The organism is Flavobacterium pallidum (genome assembly GCF_003097535.1).
Lineage (GTDB): Bacteria > Bacteroidota > Bacteroidia > Flavobacteriales > Flavobacteriaceae > Flavobacterium > Flavobacterium pallidum.
In genome coordinates this window covers 1,831,577-1,849,728 of the sequence record NZ_CP029187.1, presented here as the reverse complement: position 1 = coordinate 1,849,728, position 18,152 = coordinate 1,831,577, and the positions used below count along the sequence as shown (strand labels likewise).

Annotated in this window: 9 protein-coding genes; 4 read left to right on the top strand and 5 right to left on the bottom strand. The window is 42.8% G+C overall.

The features are described 5' to 3' along the window. Positions 1 to 147: 147 nt before the first annotated feature. Positions 148 to 1,548 carry a LamG domain-containing protein gene (locus HYN49_RS07435; RefSeq protein WP_108903531.1) on the bottom strand — a complete coding sequence of 467 codons (1,401 nt, stop codon included), beginning with the start codon at positions 1,546 to 1,548 and terminating at the stop codon, positions 148 to 150. A gap of 145 nt (positions 1,549 to 1,693) precedes the next feature. Here HYN49_RS07435 and HYN49_RS07430 point away from each other — a divergent pair, with 145 nt between their 5' ends. The 3 genes from HYN49_RS07430 (at position 1,694) to HYN49_RS07420 (ending at position 5,443) form a co-directional block, all read left to right on the top strand. Further along, positions 1,694 to 2,212, top strand: coding sequence for an RNA polymerase sigma factor (locus tag HYN49_RS07430; RefSeq protein WP_108903530.1), 519 nt, complete (start codon positions 1,694 to 1,696; stop codon positions 2,210 to 2,212). A gap of 8 nt (positions 2,213 to 2,220) precedes the next feature. Then, positions 2,221 to 3,138, top strand: coding sequence for a FecR family protein (locus HYN49_RS07425; protein ID WP_108903529.1), 918 nt, complete (start codon positions 2,221 to 2,223; stop codon positions 3,136 to 3,138). A 73-nt stretch (positions 3,139 to 3,211) separates the two neighbouring features. Continuing rightward, positions 3,212 to 5,443: a TonB-dependent receptor plug domain-containing protein gene (locus HYN49_RS07420; protein ID WP_181368925.1), complete on the top strand. Its 2,232-nt coding sequence runs from the start codon at positions 3,212 to 3,214 to the stop codon at positions 5,441 to 5,443. A gap of 238 nt (positions 5,444 to 5,681) precedes the next feature. On the opposite strand, the gene HYN49_RS07415 is transcribed toward HYN49_RS07420, so the two are convergent. Genes HYN49_RS07415 through argS form a run of 4 tightly spaced genes read right to left on the bottom strand, consistent with a single transcriptional unit; the run spans position 5,682 to position 12,052 of the window. Then, positions 5,682 to 7,376 (bottom strand): MBOAT family O-acyltransferase, encoded by a 1,695-nt coding sequence (locus tag HYN49_RS07415; RefSeq protein ID WP_108903527.1) that lies wholly within the window; start codon positions 7,374 to 7,376, stop codon positions 5,682 to 5,684. A 2-nt stretch (positions 7,377 to 7,378) separates the two neighbouring features. Next, a complete protein-coding gene (locus tag HYN49_RS07410) occupies positions 7,379 to 8,863 on the bottom strand; it encodes a GDSL-type esterase/lipase family protein (protein ID WP_245892147.1) in 1,485 nt (494 codons plus the stop codon). Continuing rightward, entirely contained in the window at positions 8,790 to 10,253 is a 1,464-nt protein-coding gene (locus HYN49_RS07405) for a GDSL-type esterase/lipase family protein (RefSeq protein WP_108903526.1), read from the bottom strand. The genes HYN49_RS07410 and HYN49_RS07405 overlap by 74 nt, the downstream gene beginning before the upstream one ends. 20 nt (positions 10,254 to 10,273) lie before the next feature. Further along, the gene (argS, locus tag HYN49_RS07400) at positions 10,274 to 12,052 is read right to left on the bottom strand and encodes an arginine--tRNA ligase (RefSeq protein WP_108903525.1); all 1,779 of its coding nucleotides are present in this window, start codon (positions 12,050 to 12,052) and stop codon (positions 10,274 to 10,276) included. 194 nt (positions 12,053 to 12,246) lie between these two features. Here argS and HYN49_RS07395 point away from each other — a divergent pair, with 194 nt between their 5' ends. Continuing rightward, positions 12,247 to 18,150 (top strand): T9SS type B sorting domain-containing protein, encoded by a 5,904-nt coding sequence (locus tag HYN49_RS07395; RefSeq protein WP_108903524.1) that lies wholly within the window; start codon positions 12,247 to 12,249, stop codon positions 18,148 to 18,150. The last annotated feature ends 2 nt before the right edge of the window (positions 18,151 to 18,152 follow it).

The window sequence follows — 18,152 nt, the reverse complement described above, 5'->3', positions numbered from 1 at the left end:
CGAAGCGGCAAAGCAGCATCGGATACAAAAAAACAAAGGAACTGTGTTTTTACGGATTTGCGAAAATGACTTCCTTATATTGGTATAAATCAAAAAACCAGTCCCGAACAAAGACTGGTTTTAAAAACAAACCAAAAATATAAACTATTAATTAACGCACGTATTATTGTCGCCATCCAGTTGGAAGAGCGTACTGATTTCGCTTTGGTTCAGCATCCTTCTGTAAACCCGGATGTCATCGAGGCTTCCTTTGAATTTCCTTCCGAAATAGTAATCAAAAAACTGGGTGTTGATGAAAATCGGATCGGGTGATTCGGCAGAACCTATAAAAACACCATCGCGGTATAATTTAACCTGCGCTGAAGGCATCCCGTCATCTACAGTTACCACCAGATGATGCCATCCGGGATTGTCGGCCTGCATGTTCCATGAACCGTCCCATAAGTTGAAAATCGGATCCTGGTTTGCATAAAACAAAGGCCTGTTCAAATCATAAAGCGCCAATCCGAAACTGAGTGTATTGCTTTGATTTCCATTTGATTTTTCAAACATATATTCCAAATCCGACTCATTGGTGTTGTTTGCTTTGAACCAAAGGCTGATGGACATCGGCCCACCTTCAATATTATTGGCAGGGGTTGAAACCAGCTTAAGGTAATCCAGGTCGTTTCCGCTGAAAGCGACCGCACTATTTGCATTCCCGTTCCTGTCGGTTACAAATGCAGGCGGATAATTGTTATTGTAAACAGCAGCTGCATCGGTTATAAGATCGCGCGCTTCATTGGCAAAAGGCATATAAATAACAAGGCTGTCCATCAATATCCCCGGATTATTGCAAGGATTCACAACAGGGAAACAATCGTTCATCGCAGACTGGATTGCAGCGAGCAATTCCTGATTGTTGTGGATTGCAATCATTTCGCCATCCACAGTGACGCTCATCGGGTAATTAAGCGTATAGTATTCATTGGCATTGAGGTTGGAAAGAAAACCCAATAGCTGCGCATCATTTTGAAAATCATACGTATTTGCCAACTGGAAATCACTATTGTAAGCAGAAACCGTGATCGGATATACAATTGTAAGGCATGGTATTACTGCATTTACAGGATTTCCGGATTCACATTGTGTTTTCAAGAAATGCATTTCCTGTGCATTATTCGCAACAGCCTCGCTACCATCATTGTACACAATGGTTACCGGAAAATCAAGGCGGAAATGATCATTGCCATTAAATTCACTAATGGTAGATCTTACTGCATCCAAAGACCCCTGATTATCAACATGCGCGGCATATGAAGTCATATTGTTTCCCTGGGCCTGGTAAACCCATACAGTGTAGGGCATTTTAATCGAGAAACAGGCGGTACTGTCAATAGCATTATCGCCTTCATCTGAAGCGGAAACACGCCTTAAAAGTGTTGTCAGTTCTGACTGCCTGTCAAGGCTTTGCGGATTTTGTGTCACCTTATCCTCATCCTGCTGACAGGCAGAAGGCAAAAGACTCAGTATCGCAATAGAAGCCAGCAAGAACAACGTTTTTTTCATAATGGTGCGTCAATTTATACTAGAACAGCCGTAATGCAAAAAACCCTACTTATTTAACATTATTAAAAAACTTACGCCAAAAGTTAGGGTAATTTAAAATTGGATTGTTATATGCTATATTTTTGCTTTTAAAAGTAATAATAAAATGGATGAAATAAAACCTGCCGGTGTTTGTGAGGAACGAATTTTTGCGTCTTTCTTCCGGTCAAATATCAAAGCTGTGCGGAATTATCTGTTTTATAAATACGGAAATGAGGAGCATGCCAATGATATAGCGCAGGATGCGTTTATAAAACTTTGGGAAAATTGTGCCTCAGTTCCTTTGGATAAAGCAAAAGCTTATGTGTATACGATTGCAAACAATGCATCGCTGAATTTGATTGCGCATCATAAAGTAGTGCTTAATTATTCAAAAAATGCAGGCAAAAGCGGTGTGACAGCTGAAAGTCCTGAGTATATACTGGAGCATGATGAATTCGGTGAAAAATTAAAAAAAGCCATCGAAAACCTCACCGATTCGCAAAGGACGGCATTCCTGATGAACCGGATTGATGGAAAGAAATACAGTGAAATTGCAGAAATACTAGGCATAACAGTGAAAGCTGTAGAAAAAAGGATCAGTGGCGCACTGATTTCGCTAAGAAAAGAAATTGACAATATATAAGTAAGATTATGAAGAAGGAACACGATTTAGCCAAATGGCTTGCCGGTGAAATGACGGAACAGGAACGGGTTGATTTTGAAAAAACGCCTGAATTCAGTTCCTATGATAAGATTGCGCGTTTTTCGCAACTGCTTGAAGCGCCGGATTTCGATAGTGACAAGATGTACAACAGCATCATTTCACGTGAGAAAAAACAAACCAAAGTCATTCCGCTTTACAGGAAAAACCTGCTGCTGAAAATTGCCGCTGTTTTGGTAATTGGACTCGGTATATGGTTTGCAATGCCTGACACCAATGAGGAAAACCACCAGGAACTTGCCGTTGCCGGTAAAACCTCCATTTTCCAGCTTCCTGACCATTCTGAAGTCACGCTGAATGCGGGTTCAGATGCAGCATACCAAAGTGGTAACTGGGACAAAAACAGGGAAATCAGCCTTCACGGTGAAGCATTCTTTAAAGTAGCCAAAGGAAAAACATTCGACGTCCTTACAGACTGTGGTAAAGTTACTGTGGTAGGAACACAATTTAATGTAAAATCGCGCGGCAACCGTTTTGAAGTCACTTGTTTTGAAGGTAAAGTGAGGGTACAATGTGCAGATAATGTGATTTTTATTACCAAAGGCCAAAAAGTGGCTTTTGAAAACGGCGCAGCGATTCCAAGTAAATTTATGGAAAGCGACAGGCCATCCTGGATGGACAGGCAAATGGAGTTCACTTCAGAAAACCTGCAGGGTGTTGTTGCTGAAATGAAGCGCCAGTATAACATCAATATAGATGTTGTAGCTGTTGACAAAACCAAAAACCAGGCTTTTACCGGTGTAATGCCGGCAGATAAACTGGAAGTCGCACTTGAAATCGTAAGCAGGACTTTTGGCATTCATGTCAAGAAAACCGAATCCGGTATAATCCTGTCTGGGAATGATTAAAAAAAAAAGGCTGCTGTTTATCTTATTTTTTTTGATATGCTGGACACCTTTCTTCGCCCAGCAAAAACAGCCTTTGAAAAATATCATCCGTGACATTGAAAAAGAACATGGCATTCATTTCAATTTCATTGAGGAACAAATCGATAATATCGAGATTACACCGCCGGATCCGTCATTTACATTAGCTAAAAAAATATTTTACCTTGAGGGCCATACTCCTTTGCACTTCGATGTGATCGGAGGAACATATGTTTCGGTTTCCTTAAAAAAAACCACCGAAGCACCTCCCGAAAGCGAGATGAAGGTTTCCCTCGAAGAAGTGGCTGTCGACAAATACCTTACGACAGGAATCTCTAAAAAAGCCGACGGCGTTTACCAGATCAAACCCAAGAAATTGGGAATCCTGCCGGGGCTTACGGATCCTGATGTCCTTCAGACCATGCAGCAGATTCCGGGTATTTACAGTGCCGATGAAACCGTTTCAAATATCAACATCCGGGGCGGCACCCACGACGAAACCCTTTTTTTATGGAATGGATTACGCATGTTTCAGACCGGGCATTTCTTTGGTCTGATTTCTGCTTTTAACCCTTACCTTAATGACAAAATAGAAATTTATAAAAACGGTACTTCCGCCTTTTATGGAGAAAGCGTTTCCGGCGTGGTTGCGATTTCATCAGGATTGGTTGAAACGGACAGTACGACCTGCCTCAGCTCCAATATGATCTGGGCCGGTTTCAACACTAAAATACATACTTCGGAAAAAGGGGTACTGACACTTTCGGCAAGGCGGTCCATGACCGATTTCTTCAGTTCGCCCACTTACAAAAAATATTACAACCGGATATTCCAAAATACCATTGTAACTGACCTTAATGACAACCAGGCCATCAATTTCCAAAGTGATGAGTATTTTTATTTTTATGACACGACCGTACAATATCAGCAGAAAATCGGAGAAAAAAACGAATTGAGTTTTTCTGCCATTGCCATACGAAATTCGCTGGACCTTTATGAAAGCACTTTCAATAGTGGTATAACCATATCTAAAAACAGTACGCTGGGACAACAGAATTTAGGCGCCATACTTTCGTGGAAAACGAATTGGGATGCTAAAAACACTTCTGAAATTTCCATTTACAGTTCCAATTACAATTTGGATTCCCGCTATGAAAATATCAGCAACAGCCAAATCCAGAAGCAAAAAAACAGCATCACTGATACCGGTTTGAGGCTTGCCCACCATTATATGCTCAGCGATTTATGGAAATTCAGCAGTGGGTATCAATACATAGAAACCGGTGTAAGAAATGATGAGGAAGTCAACAATCCTGCCTTTTTAAAACTCAGTAAAAAGGTATTGCGTACGCATGTCGCCATTCTTGAAACCGATTGGAAAGCGCCTGACAGGCAAACGGCATTCCGCCTTGGCTTACGCAGCAATTACATTAAGGAATTCGAAAAACTACTATTTGAACCCAGGATGCAATTTTCACATTCGTTCAATGGAAAATTTCGCATGACTTTTTCTGCAGAACAGAAAAGCCAGAGCACGTCACAGGTGGTCGACCTGCAACAGGATTTCCTTGGTGTCGAAAAAAGGCGTTGGGTCATTGCCGACAATGCACAAATCCCGATACAAAGAAGCAGGCAAGTCGAAATCGGGCTGGCTTATAAAGACAAAAAATGGCTGGTGACTTTTGACAATTATCTTAAAAAAGTACAGGGCATTTCTACCAGCGGGCAATCCTTCCAAAACCAGCTGGAGTTTGTCAAACTCAATGGAAGCTACCTTGTTTATGGTTCGGAACTACTAGTGCAGCGGAATCTTGGGCGGTATTATGTATGGCTCAGTTACAGCTACAACAATAACAAATACAATTTCCCGGATTACATTCCGCCTAAATTTGCAAACAATTATGAAGTGTCCCATATGGTTTCCGGCGCGCTCATTTATGATTGGAAAAAACTGAAAACCGCGCTGGGTGCAAAATGGTATTCCGGCCGGGCTGAAACCACACCAATCAGTACAGCGCTTACGCCAAACCAACCGGGAATCATTTACAACAATCCGAATAATGAAAATCTGGGTGATTTTTTCCAGGTGAATTTTTCAGTTTCTTATGCCTGGAAACTCAACAAAAAAAATCTTTTTGAAGCCAGTTTTTCAATATTGAACCTTCTGAACAAACGAAATACCATCAATCGGTATTACCGCGTCAACACGGCAACCAACAGTGCTGAAAGCGTCAACACCTATGCGTTGGAGCGCACTCCGAACCTGAGCCTGAAGCTGCAGCTTTAAAATGAATTTTCGTCAGTTTTTTAACCAGGTGAAATGTTAATCCCGGACCGTAATGAAACTTTAACAATTGCTGTGGATTTTACGCATCAAATAATCGCTGATTTTTCTTAGGGATAGCATTATCCCCTTCCCTGAAGGTAAAATACAATTTCCCCGGGACTTGCCATTACGTAAAAAGTATACCTTTTGTTAATTTTTAAATACGATTAATGAGCACTTTTTACTGACAAAGCTAAAATTAAAACTGGAAATAAATGAAAGGCTGTGTTCCGCTGGTTGAAGTGGCGTAAACCACCCAGAAAGCCAACGACAATACCAATGCCTTACCAACAATAGGCAGTCTGTCAAAAGAGGTTTTCATAAGGCCAGTTACAGGATTCGGAAGGAAATGCCAGACATAACCGATCAGCATAACAAGAAATACGTTTTTATAACCCATAATGATGATGGCCCATTCATTGACATGGAAATTCAGTTTCCCGATCATCCCAATCACATCAAACGCCGTAGCAAAATCCCTGGCTCGGAAAAATATCCAGCAAAATGCCACGAAATGAAATGTAATGACTACGGAAATGAATCGTTTAAAACCTTTGCCGAAAGTCTTTTTATCCGGATTTTTTTCAGGGAAATACTCTGAAAAAATCTTGTTTACCGCCAAAGCCATTCCGTGCAGTGCACCCCAGATGATGAAACGGAAACTCGGGCCATGCCAAAGTCCGCCAAGCAGCATTGTGGTCATCAGGTTGACATTAGTGTAAAGTGTGCGTTTTCTGTTTTTTGACAAAAGGAACGCAAGTATGAAAACGAAAAGTGCTGCTAAAGAGACGATCAGCGGAATGGGAGTTTTATCCAAATAAACTGTTCCGAAAACAATCAACCCGGCAAAGAAAAGGCAGGGGAACAAAAATCCGCCGAACGACCCTTTCCTGTTTCCGCCAACTGAAATATACAGGTAATCGCGAAGCCAGGTTGACAAAGAAATGTGCCACCTCCTCCAAAATTCGGTAATCGAGGCAGACTTATAGGGTGTACGGAAATTCACTGAAAGCTTAAAACCCATCAACAATGCAATTCCGATGGCCATGTCGGAATATCCTGAGAAATCGCAGTAAATCTGTATGGTGTAGCCATAGGATGCCATCAGGTTTTCAAATGCGGTAAAGCTTTTCGGGGAATCAAAAACACGGTCGACGAAATTCAGCGAAATGTAATCGGAGATGAAAGTTTTTTTTACCAAACCACCAATAATGAGGAACAATGCATTATTCACATCTTCCCGCGACAATTTCAGTTTGGCATAAATCTGCGGGATGAATTCCGAAGCGCGCACGATGGGCCCGGCCACCAATTGCGGAAAAAACGATACGAAGAACATATAATCGAGGATATTCTTCGTCGGTTTCAGTTCACGCCGGTAAATATCGATGATATAACTCATTGACTGGAAGGTGTAGAATGAAATCCCTACCGGAAGGATGATGTCATGGAATTTCAAATGTCCGTCGAAAAGGCCGTTGTAATTTTCGATCAGGAAATTCGTGTATTTGAAATAGCCGAGAAAGCAAAGATTCAGGATGACGCTTAACACGAGATAAAATTTCCTGTACCCTTCAATCACTTCCTGGTATAAAAGTTTTGCCAGGTTGTAATCCACTACGCCTGAAAAAAGCAGCAACACAAAATAAGCACCGCTGGATTTATAATAGAAAAACAACGAAAATGCGAACACATAAAGGTTGCGCATCGCATGGGTCTTTGCTTTTGTCGTCAAAATATAGATCGGATAAAAGACAAGGAATAAGCCCAGAAAAAGTGCTGTGTTGAATAAAATCGGGTGCTTTGGATCATACGTATACCAGCTGCGTACGTCGGCGGTGGTGACGTGCCCGAAAATTGTCGTAAACCAATGCTGTACCTCTGCGAACCCCATTTTTATTGTTTCGAATTTTTATAATTGCGGAATGTCGCGAGAATGGCATCGCTAAGCAAATCGCCTTGCTTTTCATAGCCCGCTTTAGAATAATGCACCCGGTCCCCGGCCATAAATCCCTGCCTGTAGTTGCGCGTCACGCCATATAAACCGCCCAACTGCGCATACATATCCCAGACTGCATAATTATTTTCAGCGGCAACGTTCAGGATTTTCTGCGCATAATCCGCAACATATACATTCGGAATTTTCCTCCTGAACATCGAAGGTGAAGGTGTCGCAACGAGGATTTCTGTGCCGGTTTCCTGTTTTCGGACATTTTGCATGAACAATTCCAATTGTATCATATAATCTTCCGATTTCATTTTGTCAAAAGATTCATTCGTGCCTAAAGCCACTACAATCAAATCGGGCTGCAGGGCTTTCAATTGCTCAAAAAACATCGGATATTTGTTATAATCCGAAAGTTTCGCGCCATTTACCCCAATATTATGGTAAATGATTCCAGGATCATTATTCTCAATAACGATTCCGTTTAGGGTGCAATTATTTGCGGTTTTATTCGGCAACAGGTATATCTTGTCGAGGCGTTCCTGCGTGACATAAAAGTGGCTGTCATCATCTGCCAATAACGGTAAAGGGATAAATTCAGAACGCTCAATCTTCTTTTTCTGCATTTCGTTTGATGGAATCTTCAGCGTTTTTCCGGCGCGAATGCGGTCGTTTTTCAAACCATTTGCCTTTTTGAGCTGTGCTATGGAAACGTTGTATTTATCAGCTATGATTGATAAAGCTTCTCCGTTCTTGATTTTATGCGTAATGGATTTCGGCACGTTCGATTCAAACGAAATGGTTCTTTTGGCCGTAGCGATGTTGAAAGTATCCTCATTATCCGGCGTGATGATTTTAATCGTATTGAAGAAATTGTCCTGCTCCTTCGCATTGAGCTCAATGGCAAAATCATCGTTTCTGGAAGTCAGCGCGATACCGCTAAGCCCAACCTTACTAACGTTTACGGATGATACGATGCGGTGGTTTTCCCAACTTCCGTTCGATGTAAACTTCACGTCCCACGAGCCGTTCGTCTTTGCAAGGCTGTGTGGAAAAATGAAGCCGCGGCCACCGTTTCCGAAAAAAGCCTGCAGCGATTCTCGCACCCGGTTTGTCATCAGATCAGCCTGGATGTGGGAATCCCCAATGTGCACGATATTGATTTTGCCCGAATGGTTTTTTTCGAGTTTGTACAGTTTCTCAAGGAAAGCGGAAATCGCCATCGGGTTCTGGATGCCGTTTTCCGGAATGATAATCGGAATGGTGTCCACTTCAACCGAGTCCGTTTCCACCAAAGTAGAGTCAACCACCTGCGCATGCATCTGCGGAAGCGAAAACAACAAAATCAATACTAAAAATAATTTATTCCTCATCTGGCACTTCATTTTCAGGATTGATGCTGTCACCTGGATGCTCCTCGATTTCCTTGCCATCATTATCCCTTTTCTTCCTCAATATCTTAAACTCGTCGTAGCCCTGGCTCAACTGATTGTAAATCATAGCCGCCACTTTTTTAGCGCCACGGAAATTGAAATGTGTATAATCCTTGTTGGCCATGGCTGGGGATTCCTCGACCCATTTTACCATCGAACCATCACCGCCCATCAGGGTGTAGAGGTTTACAAAACCGGCTCCGGTTTTCAGCGCATAATGTTTCTGCGCACGGCTTAATGGTACGACGGCAGAATCGGTTTTCATTTCCGTATCGTATTTGGTCGATTTGTCGGCGGTGGAAATAATCAGGATGGAAACACCAGGAAAACATTCGCGAAGGCGGTTCACGGTGCGTGTCATGCTTCGTTCATACCAGCCGTAATCCTTTGTGCCATAATTCAATACATTCGTACCGTAATGCAATACGATCAGGTCATAATTGAGTTTTTTCTGGAACGCCTTCATCAGCGCGACATCGAAATTCGAGATCGGGATCCCGGAGTTCCCGCGTTGTGAGAAATTGTCGATATGAACCCCTTTTCCGTCATCGAAATTAAAACCATATACCGGGACAGTACGTGCGTTCTTAAAATCAACCTTTACGGATTTGAGTCCGCCCTGTGATAAAGTCAGCGTATTCAATAGATTATCGGCAACCAGCTTTTTATGCAAAGTATCTTTTCCAATGACATAACTGATTTCGCCTTTTTTATTATCGGCACTTCCGTAGAAAAGCGTCGGATTGTCGAGCTGCGCGGTGTACTTTCCGTTTTTATATTTCACCCACGCCGGTTTCACGGTATCATTGGCAAAAAACACATGTCCGTTTATGCCGAAAGGACGCAACGGATGTTTCACATTCAGGTAGGACTGCATTTTCCAGTTCGCAGAATATTCATGTACGATGGAACTGCGCGAAGCTGCGGATTCAGAGGTAATCGCCACGAAACCGACGCCTTTCCCTCCGTAACGGTTTTGGAAATTGTTTCTTAAATCCTGCACGATCATATCGCCATCGGTCATGGAATCGCCGAAATAGGCGATGCGGACATTCCCGTTTTGGGCGGTTTCGAGCTGGTATAATTTCTCGTAAAATGGAATCAGGTATTGGTTCCCTTTGTAATCCTCGTATGGCTCTTCAGGGAATTTGATCCCATTGGTTTCATAATATGTAATGGGCTGGTTGGCAAGCGTATCGCCGATATCTGCACGTGAAGAATCCGTTTCCGCTTCAAAGGCGTCGATGAGCATGCTGTCGACGAGCACATTTCTCACATTCCCCGCCTTTTCGGAAAAAATCCTTTTCGGCAGGATCCTTTTGACACCCAAAAAGAATATGGCTGACAGCAGGACGATCAGGAAAGAGCGGAAAAAATACGATTTAGGATTCACTGAAACGGGATTACGATTGATTACATGCGCTCAGGCACCTGGATGCCGAGCAACGCAAAAGCGGATGCGATGGTATCGGCTACTTTTTTGGAAAGCTGCACACGGAGGGACTTTTGTGAAGGATCGCTGGCCCCTAAAATCGGTACCGCCTGGTAAAACGAATTGTATTCTTTGACCAGTTCGTAAGTGTAATTCGCAATCAGGGCCGGACTGTGCATATCAGCGGCATTTTGGATCACTTCAGGAAAAAGCTGGAGTAACTTGATGAGTTCTTTTTCTTTCGGGTCCAGAACATTATTAACAATCTCTGCTGAAAAATCAAAATCAGCTTTGCGGATGATGGACTGGATCCTGGCATAAGTATACTGGATGAAAGGCCCTGTATTACCAGCAAAATCTACGGATTCCTCCGGGTTGAAAAGGATCCGTTTTTTCGGGTCTACCTTTAATATATAATATTTCAATGCGCCGAGGCCAATAATTTCGTGCAGGCGTTTCTTTTCCTCATCGGAATAGCCGTCGAGCTTGCCGAGTTCTTCTGAAATCTTTCCGGCCGTGTCGACCATTTCTGAAATAAGGTCATCGGCATCGACAACAGTGCCTTCGCGGCTTTTCATCTTTCCGGAAGGCAAATCCACCATCCCGTAAGAAAGATGGAATAGCGATTCGGCCCAGTCAAAACCGAGTTTTTTCAAAATCAGGAACAGTACTTTGAAATGATAATCCTGTTCGTTCCCGACCGTGTACACCATCCCGCCTACATCAGGGAAATCTTTTACACGCTGGATGGCGGTGCCGATATCCTGCGTCATATAAACAGCGGTACCATCGGAACGCAGTACGATTTTACGGTCAAGGCCTTCGTTGGTAAGGTCAATCCAAACGGACCCGTCAGGATCTTTTTCGAAGATGCCTTTTTCAAGTCCGAACTGCACCACTTCCTTCCCTAATAAATAGGTATCGCTTTCATAATAATTTTTATCGAAATTTACGCCAAGGCGTTTATAGGTTTCAGCGAAACCGGAATACACCCATTGGTTCATTTTTTCCCAAAGCGCGATCACTTCCGGTTTACCGGCTTCCCAATCAAGCAGCATCTGCTGGGCTTCGAGCATGATCGGGGCCTTCTTTTTGGCTTCGTCTTCGCTTTGGCCCTGAGCCATCAACTCATTTATCTGGGTTTTATATTCCTTATCAAACGCCACGTAGAAATTCCCGACTACCTTATCCCCTTTCAAACCTGAGGATTCCGGCGTTTCATTTTGCCCAAACTGCTGCCAGGCAATCATCGATTTACAAATATGGATGCCGCGGTCGTTAATGATCTGGGTTTTATATACATTTTTACCAGATGCCTTAATGATTTCGGCGACGGAAGAACCCAGGAGGATGTTGCGGACATGGCCGAGGTGCAGCGGTTTGTTGGTATTGGGTGAAGAATATTCGACCATCACCGATTTTGAACCTTCAGCAGGCGTTACAAAACCGAAATCGGCATCTGATTTAATGGAATTGAAATACGTTATATAATAGGTGTCGTCAATCACGAGGTTGAGGAAACCGGAAACTACGTTGAAACGGGTCACCAGATCGGTGTTTTCAACAAGAAACGTGCCAATTTCATTTCCCAAGTAGGGTAAACCACTTTTTAACTGTTTAAGCAATGGAAAGAGCACGAGGGTGACGTCCCCTTCAAAATCCTTTCTTGTGACCTGAAACTCGATTTTGTCAATATCAATATCAAATAAAATGCGTATCGCATCTTTGATTTTTACGGTCAAAATCTGTTGTAAATCCATGTCTTTCGAATTTGAAAGCGCAAAGATAGATGTAATTCCGAAAAAGTGTTATAAAAGTTAGTAAAATAGCATTGCAAACGTTGCAAATGTTAAAATAACAACCTATGCCTTAATGTTAACACGATTTTAGCATTTTTTAGAATTATTTATAAAATTATTGTTATGTTTGTTTCCTTAAAATTTATAATGTGGTTATGAAAAAAAGTTTATTTTTATTGATGTTATTGGCATCGTTTGCAGGTTTTTCGCAGGCGATATCGGTGAACACGACAACGTACAATCCTGACCAGCTGGTGAATGAAGTCCTGATTAGCGGGCAATGTAATACAGCTCAGGGTGTAGTGGCACAAACTGGTACGAATTTCGGTTCCGTAAATGGGATCGGGTACTTCGAGAATACCAGTAACAACCCTAATTTCCCATTTGCAAAAGGGGTTGTATTGTCAACAGGTGACGTGACCAAAATTCCTGGAGTCAATCCGGCTACTCCTAACACTACCACACTCAGTGATGGTAATGCGGCCTGGACCGGAGATGCTGATCTTCAGAATATTCTTTTACAATCGGGGATCACTTTTAATTCGACCAATGCGTCATTCCTGAAGTTCAATTTTGTACCGGTTTCAGCAAACTTCAGTTTTGATTTCGTTTTCGCTTCTGAAGAATATGGTGCATTACAGTGTAATTTCTCTGATGCTTTTGCTTTTATCCTTACTGATAACAATACCGGAATTTCTAAAAACCTAGCTCTTGTGAATGGCAGTTCGCCAATTTCTGTGGCTACCATCAGGAATAATACTTACAACTCTACTTGTCCTTCAGTAAACCCGAATTTTTTTGGAGCGTATAATGGTAGCGGTTTCGGCCCTGCTATCAACTTCAATGGACAAACGATTAAGATGACTGCTTCGGATGTTGTGGATATTACGCACACTTACACCATTAAACTTGTTATTGCTGATGGTGTGGATTCAAATAACAACCCGAGCCCGCTATACGATTCTGCTGTATTTTTTGGCGCCAATACCTTTAATATCGGTAGTGAAGTCTTAGGACTTGACTATACCGCTACCAATGCTACTGCAACGCCTCCGAGGGATGCTATCTGTCCTGGTGGAATTATGCCAACTTTGGCTCCTGTAACTCCGCTGCCAGCCGGAACTATTTACGAATGGCTCAAAGACGGGCAACCTTATTCACCAGCACAAACAGGCCCTACCTTAAACCTTCAGGCATTGGGTGAAAATACCACGCACACGTATACATTACATTATACAAGGCAAAATTGCGATCCTTTTGATGATTCGATCATTGTAGAAGTATACAATCCATTGTTTGCACCGCAACCGCCTAATTTGTTCAAATCATGTGAAGCCAGTAATGCAACGCACAGTTTTGACCTGACGCCAAACACTACATTTATGATGGCAGGCCTTCCTTCTGATGCCATCATTACTTACCATGCTACACAGAACAATGCGAACAACAACGTAAGTCCGCTATCTACAACGCAAGTGGTTACACATGCTGCTGCAGTGGCCGGTGTTACGATTTATGCAAGAATCCAAAGCGGTACTTCACCTTGTTTTGAAACCAAGTCATTCCTGTTGAAGTATACGCCAGATCCTGTGATAAATACGCCTAACATGGCTACGCCGGCTGTTGCGGCTATTTTCACTAAATGCGCGAGCAATTACCCTACTTTACCGGCAAGGGCCAATTTCAACCTGGCGCAGATTACCCCTATCATCCTTGGTTCGCAGGACCCTACAGCTTATGTGGTAAGGTATTATATTTCGGCTACAAATGCACAGACCGGAACGTCGCCATTAACGAACCTGAATAACCAGACGACAAAGGATATTTTTGTGAGGGTGGAATTAATAGGTAACCCAGGTTGTTTTGTAGTGCTTCCGGCAGCCGCTCCAGCTTTTACCATTACTGCTACACCAAAAGCTCCAATTGAAACACTTGATGACGTTGTAATATGCAGCAGCAGTGCTGGTTATGCGCTTCCTGCATTGACTGAGCCAACATCCAAGTATTTTACGGATACTGATGGAGGAGGAACCGAACTAGCTGTTGGTGCCTTAATCAATACGACTCAGGAAATTTTTATTTACAATAACCCGGGCGGTAATATCTGCCCGAACGAAAGTAGCTTTCAAGTCACAAAAGTAAATTTGACTTCCTGGACACAGGATATCCCATCAACTCCAATTTGTACACAGTTTTTACTTCCGGAATTGCCATATGGGGTGTATGTTCCAAACGATGCTGCTCCAGGCACTGGAAATGTACCAATTCCTGCGGGTTCTCCGATTAATACCACGACTACATTATACGTGCATGTTGATTCCGAAGGTTTCACTACAGCTTGTTTTGACAGGAAGCCGGTTTCTATAAATATTATACCATTTACTCCTATTGTTGATGGGGATTACCCGAATCAATTCAATTGCAACACCTATATATTAGGAACAAACATGCCTAATAATCCACAGGTAACCTATTGGACAGGGCCAAACCAGACTGGTACACAGAAGTTCTTTGGTGACCCGATCACTGTAAACAATACGACAATCTACCTTCACCAGCAGTCAGGTCCTTGTACGAATGATGATGTATCGTTTAATGTACTTACAAGCCTGACACCAAACCCATTCCCTTTCAATAACGGCCAGACTTTCAATACCTGTTCTAATTTCACACTGCCTGCATTGACTATCGGGGAATACCATACCGCGCCACAATCTGCCGGAGGCGGTTCCGTAATACCTGCCGGAGCGTTGACTACCGCCGGACAAAACGTAATATTCGTTTATGTTCCTGGCCAGCCATGTACTTATGCACCTGGTGGAACAGATTATAAGTTTACTGTAAATATCACGTTGGCGCCAATACCTGCCATTGCGGATGTTCCTGCACAATGTGATTTTTATGTACTTCCTTCTAACCCTTATGGCGGACCCGGCGGATCCAAATATTATGAAGGAACATACCCTAATGGTGTGCTTGTAGCCGATAACAACAACCCTAACAATTATGTTGTTACCGGAGCCGGAGTACACACGTTCTATCTTGGCAAAACCCAACAGACCTGCCATGTGGAGGAATACTTTACCGTAACTATTAACGATACACCTATTGTGGATATTTTTGCGGATGCAGTGGCACCTTGTAACTCAACTACGTATACATTGCCTACTTTAACGCATCCAGGCGGTTTTTACAACCAGCCAGGTGGAGTAGATCCAATTGCCGGAAACACAATTACACAAACCACTTCAGGTGTGCGGACTATTTATGTATATCAGCCAGGGACTACGCCTGGAGTATGTGATGCCGAAGACAGCTTCACGGTATCATTCAGTATCGTGGATGTTCCTGTAGTACCTAATCAATATACTTGTGATGATGATTTCGTATTGCCGGCAATCCCAAACAACTTTGGTGACTATTACGATGCGCCAGGCGGACCAGCAGGAACAGGAACCAAACTTGTAATGCCTTATCACGTAATCAGGAATGTTCCTGGAGCAACCGAAACAAGGACTTTTTACCTGTATGCGGATGATGGCGAGCCAGTACCTTGTAGGGATGAAACATCGTTTACTGTAACGCAATATGCGCAACCTGTAATCAATGCATTTACTGATGTGAATGTGTGTGGTTCTTACACTTTACCAGCATACAGTTCGTTCTCAACAACACCGGCCAATGCAGTGAATCATTATTATACGCAACCTGGCGGACTGGGAACGGAATTGATGCCAAACGATGTGATTTCTACAACCACTCCTATTTATGTATATGCAGGTATTATTTCGCCTGAAAATACGGTAGCTTGTTACACGGAAGCGGTTTGGAATATTAACATTACACCTTATCCTGTAATTACACCTGCTGTTGCTGATATCGCAGGTTGTGACCAGGTTATTTTAGCACCGCTGACGACTGGAAATTATTTTAGCGATGCCGCACATACCACTCCAATCACGAACTTGACGCTGACTACGAGCCAGACTGTATATGTAATGGCTGTCAACAATCCTAACAACTGTGAAACCACTGATAGTTTTGATGTAAACATTACAACATCACCTGTACTGTCAGTAAGTGACCCTGTGGATGGCGACACCACTCTGGAAGTATGTGACCAATATATATTACCAGCATACAATGATGCTATGTTTACGGTTTCTACCGGATCAGTTGATCATTATTTCCTTTCATCAGGAACAGAAGTATTCCCTGGTAACGCAATCAATACATCTGATGTCATTACCATTACAGCTCACAATGGTACCTGTGCAAATACAACTCCTGTGACGCTTACCGTAAACATTTCTGCTACGCCAATATTAGCACCTGTGACAGATCTTGCAGGTTGTGATCAGGTGGTATTGCCAGCGATTACGGTAGGTAATTATTACAACGATTCTGCGCATACCAGCCAAATCACGAATTTGACGCTTACTGCCAGTCAACCTGTATATGTATACGCTGAAAGTGCCACGAATCCAAATTGTAATGATTCAGACACTTTTAACGTTAACGTAACCATTACGCCTGTATTGGATCCGGCTGATTATGCTGATATTTACAGATGCCAGCCTTATATATTGCCTGCGCTAATCACTCCAGGAGCTGGCTACTATACAGGACCAAACGGTACTGGAACGCAAATCGCTCCAGGAACAGAAATTTCTACGACAACTACGCTTTTCGTATATGCCATTAACGGTACCTGTGCCGCTCCAAATGAAGATAAGCTTATCAGCATTTACCAGGTGGAAACTCTTCCTCCTTACAATGGTTGCGACGCGTATCTTTTACCAGCACTCACTACTCCTAACGCCAACTACTATACTGGTCAGGGAGGAACAGGAAACATGCTGACTGCAGGCACATCAATCGACACGACACAAACCATTTATATATTTGGAACTGATCCTTCAGGTGGCTGTACAAGTGAAACATCGTTTATTGTAACCAAACTGGCAGATGCAGTAGCCAATCAGGTAACAGACCCTGCATTGCTTATAGTTTGTGACAGCGATGCCAATCCAGATGATTTCGTAACGTCTATTGACCTTGATAAATTTACTGCTTCAGTATTAGGATCACAAAACCCTGCTGATTTTACTGTAACATATTATCCTTCCTTTATAGATCAGGAAATGCAGACAAATGCCATCACTACTGATGGTACCCCTGCTCCGGATAGCGCCGTAAACCCAGTTTGGGCACGTATCCAGAATGCTACAGGATGTAATGCCAATACTGAGATCCTTACCAATGTTGTCCCACAACCGCACATTGATGCTGATTTAAGCGGTATTATTTGTATCGATCCTGATACAGGAGAAGTAACAGCTGCTTATATTGAGAGTGGTTATCCTGGTGGAACAGGTGCCGGTTCTTACAGCTTTACATGGACTGATGCAGATGATGTTGTAGTGGCCACTACGCCTAATTTGCAAACGACAGAAGCTGGAACTTACCACCTTGTTATCCGTGCGAATGGAGTAAATATGTGTGAATCTGCTCCAATAACAGTAAACATCATCGAATCTGCAAGACCTGCAAGCGTTAATGTAACGACTACAGGTTGGTTTACCGACCACCAGACTATTACTATTGAGGCGATACCTTATATAGGTACAAGTACTGCCAACTTTGTTTATTCACTGGATGGACAAGAGCCACAGACTGAAGCGGTGTTCGAAAATGTTTCAGGTGGAGTCCATGAAATCCTTGTAAGTGATATTAATGGTTGTGGTGCTACTCCTGCACCGTTCTCTGTAGAATTGGTAAGCAGCCCAACCTATTTCACACCGAATGGTGATGGTATCAATGATGTATGGACGCTGAACGGCATGAACAATATTGCTCCAGGTTCAGTTTCCCGAATCCAGATTTTCGACCGTTATGGAAAGTTGGTAACACAAATTACATCAAACGGACCAGGATGGGATGGAAACATCAGTGGACAGCCTTTACCGGCCGACGATTACTGGTTCACGCTGATTTATGTAGATCCTTTAACGGGCAATCCTAAAGAATACAAATCGCACTTCTCTTTAGTACGATAATC

Coding starts and splice junctions, on each gene's coding strand:
- HYN49_RS07425 (WP_108903529.1), top strand. CDS start 2,221: ATGAAGAAGGAACACGATTTAGCCAAATGGCTTGCCGGTGAAATGACG.
- HYN49_RS07430 (WP_108903530.1), top strand. CDS start 1,694: ATGGATGAAATAAAACCTGCCGGTGTTTGTGAGGAACGAATTTTTGCG.
- HYN49_RS07415 (WP_108903527.1), bottom strand. CDS start 7,376: ATGGGGTTCGCAGAGGTACAGCATTGGTTTACGACAATTTTCGGGCAC.
- HYN49_RS07395 (WP_108903524.1), top strand. CDS start 12,247: ATGAAAAAAAGTTTATTTTTATTGATGTTATTGGCATCGTTTGCAGGT.
- HYN49_RS07435 (WP_108903531.1), bottom strand. CDS start 1,548: ATGAAAAAAACGTTGTTCTTGCTGGCTTCTATTGCGATACTGAGTCTT.
- argS (WP_108903525.1), bottom strand. CDS start 12,052: ATGGATTTACAACAGATTTTGACCGTAAAAATCAAAGATGCGATACGC.
- HYN49_RS07410 (WP_245892147.1), bottom strand. CDS start 8,863: ATGATGGCAAGGAAATCGAGGAGCATCCAGGTGACAGCATCAATCCTG.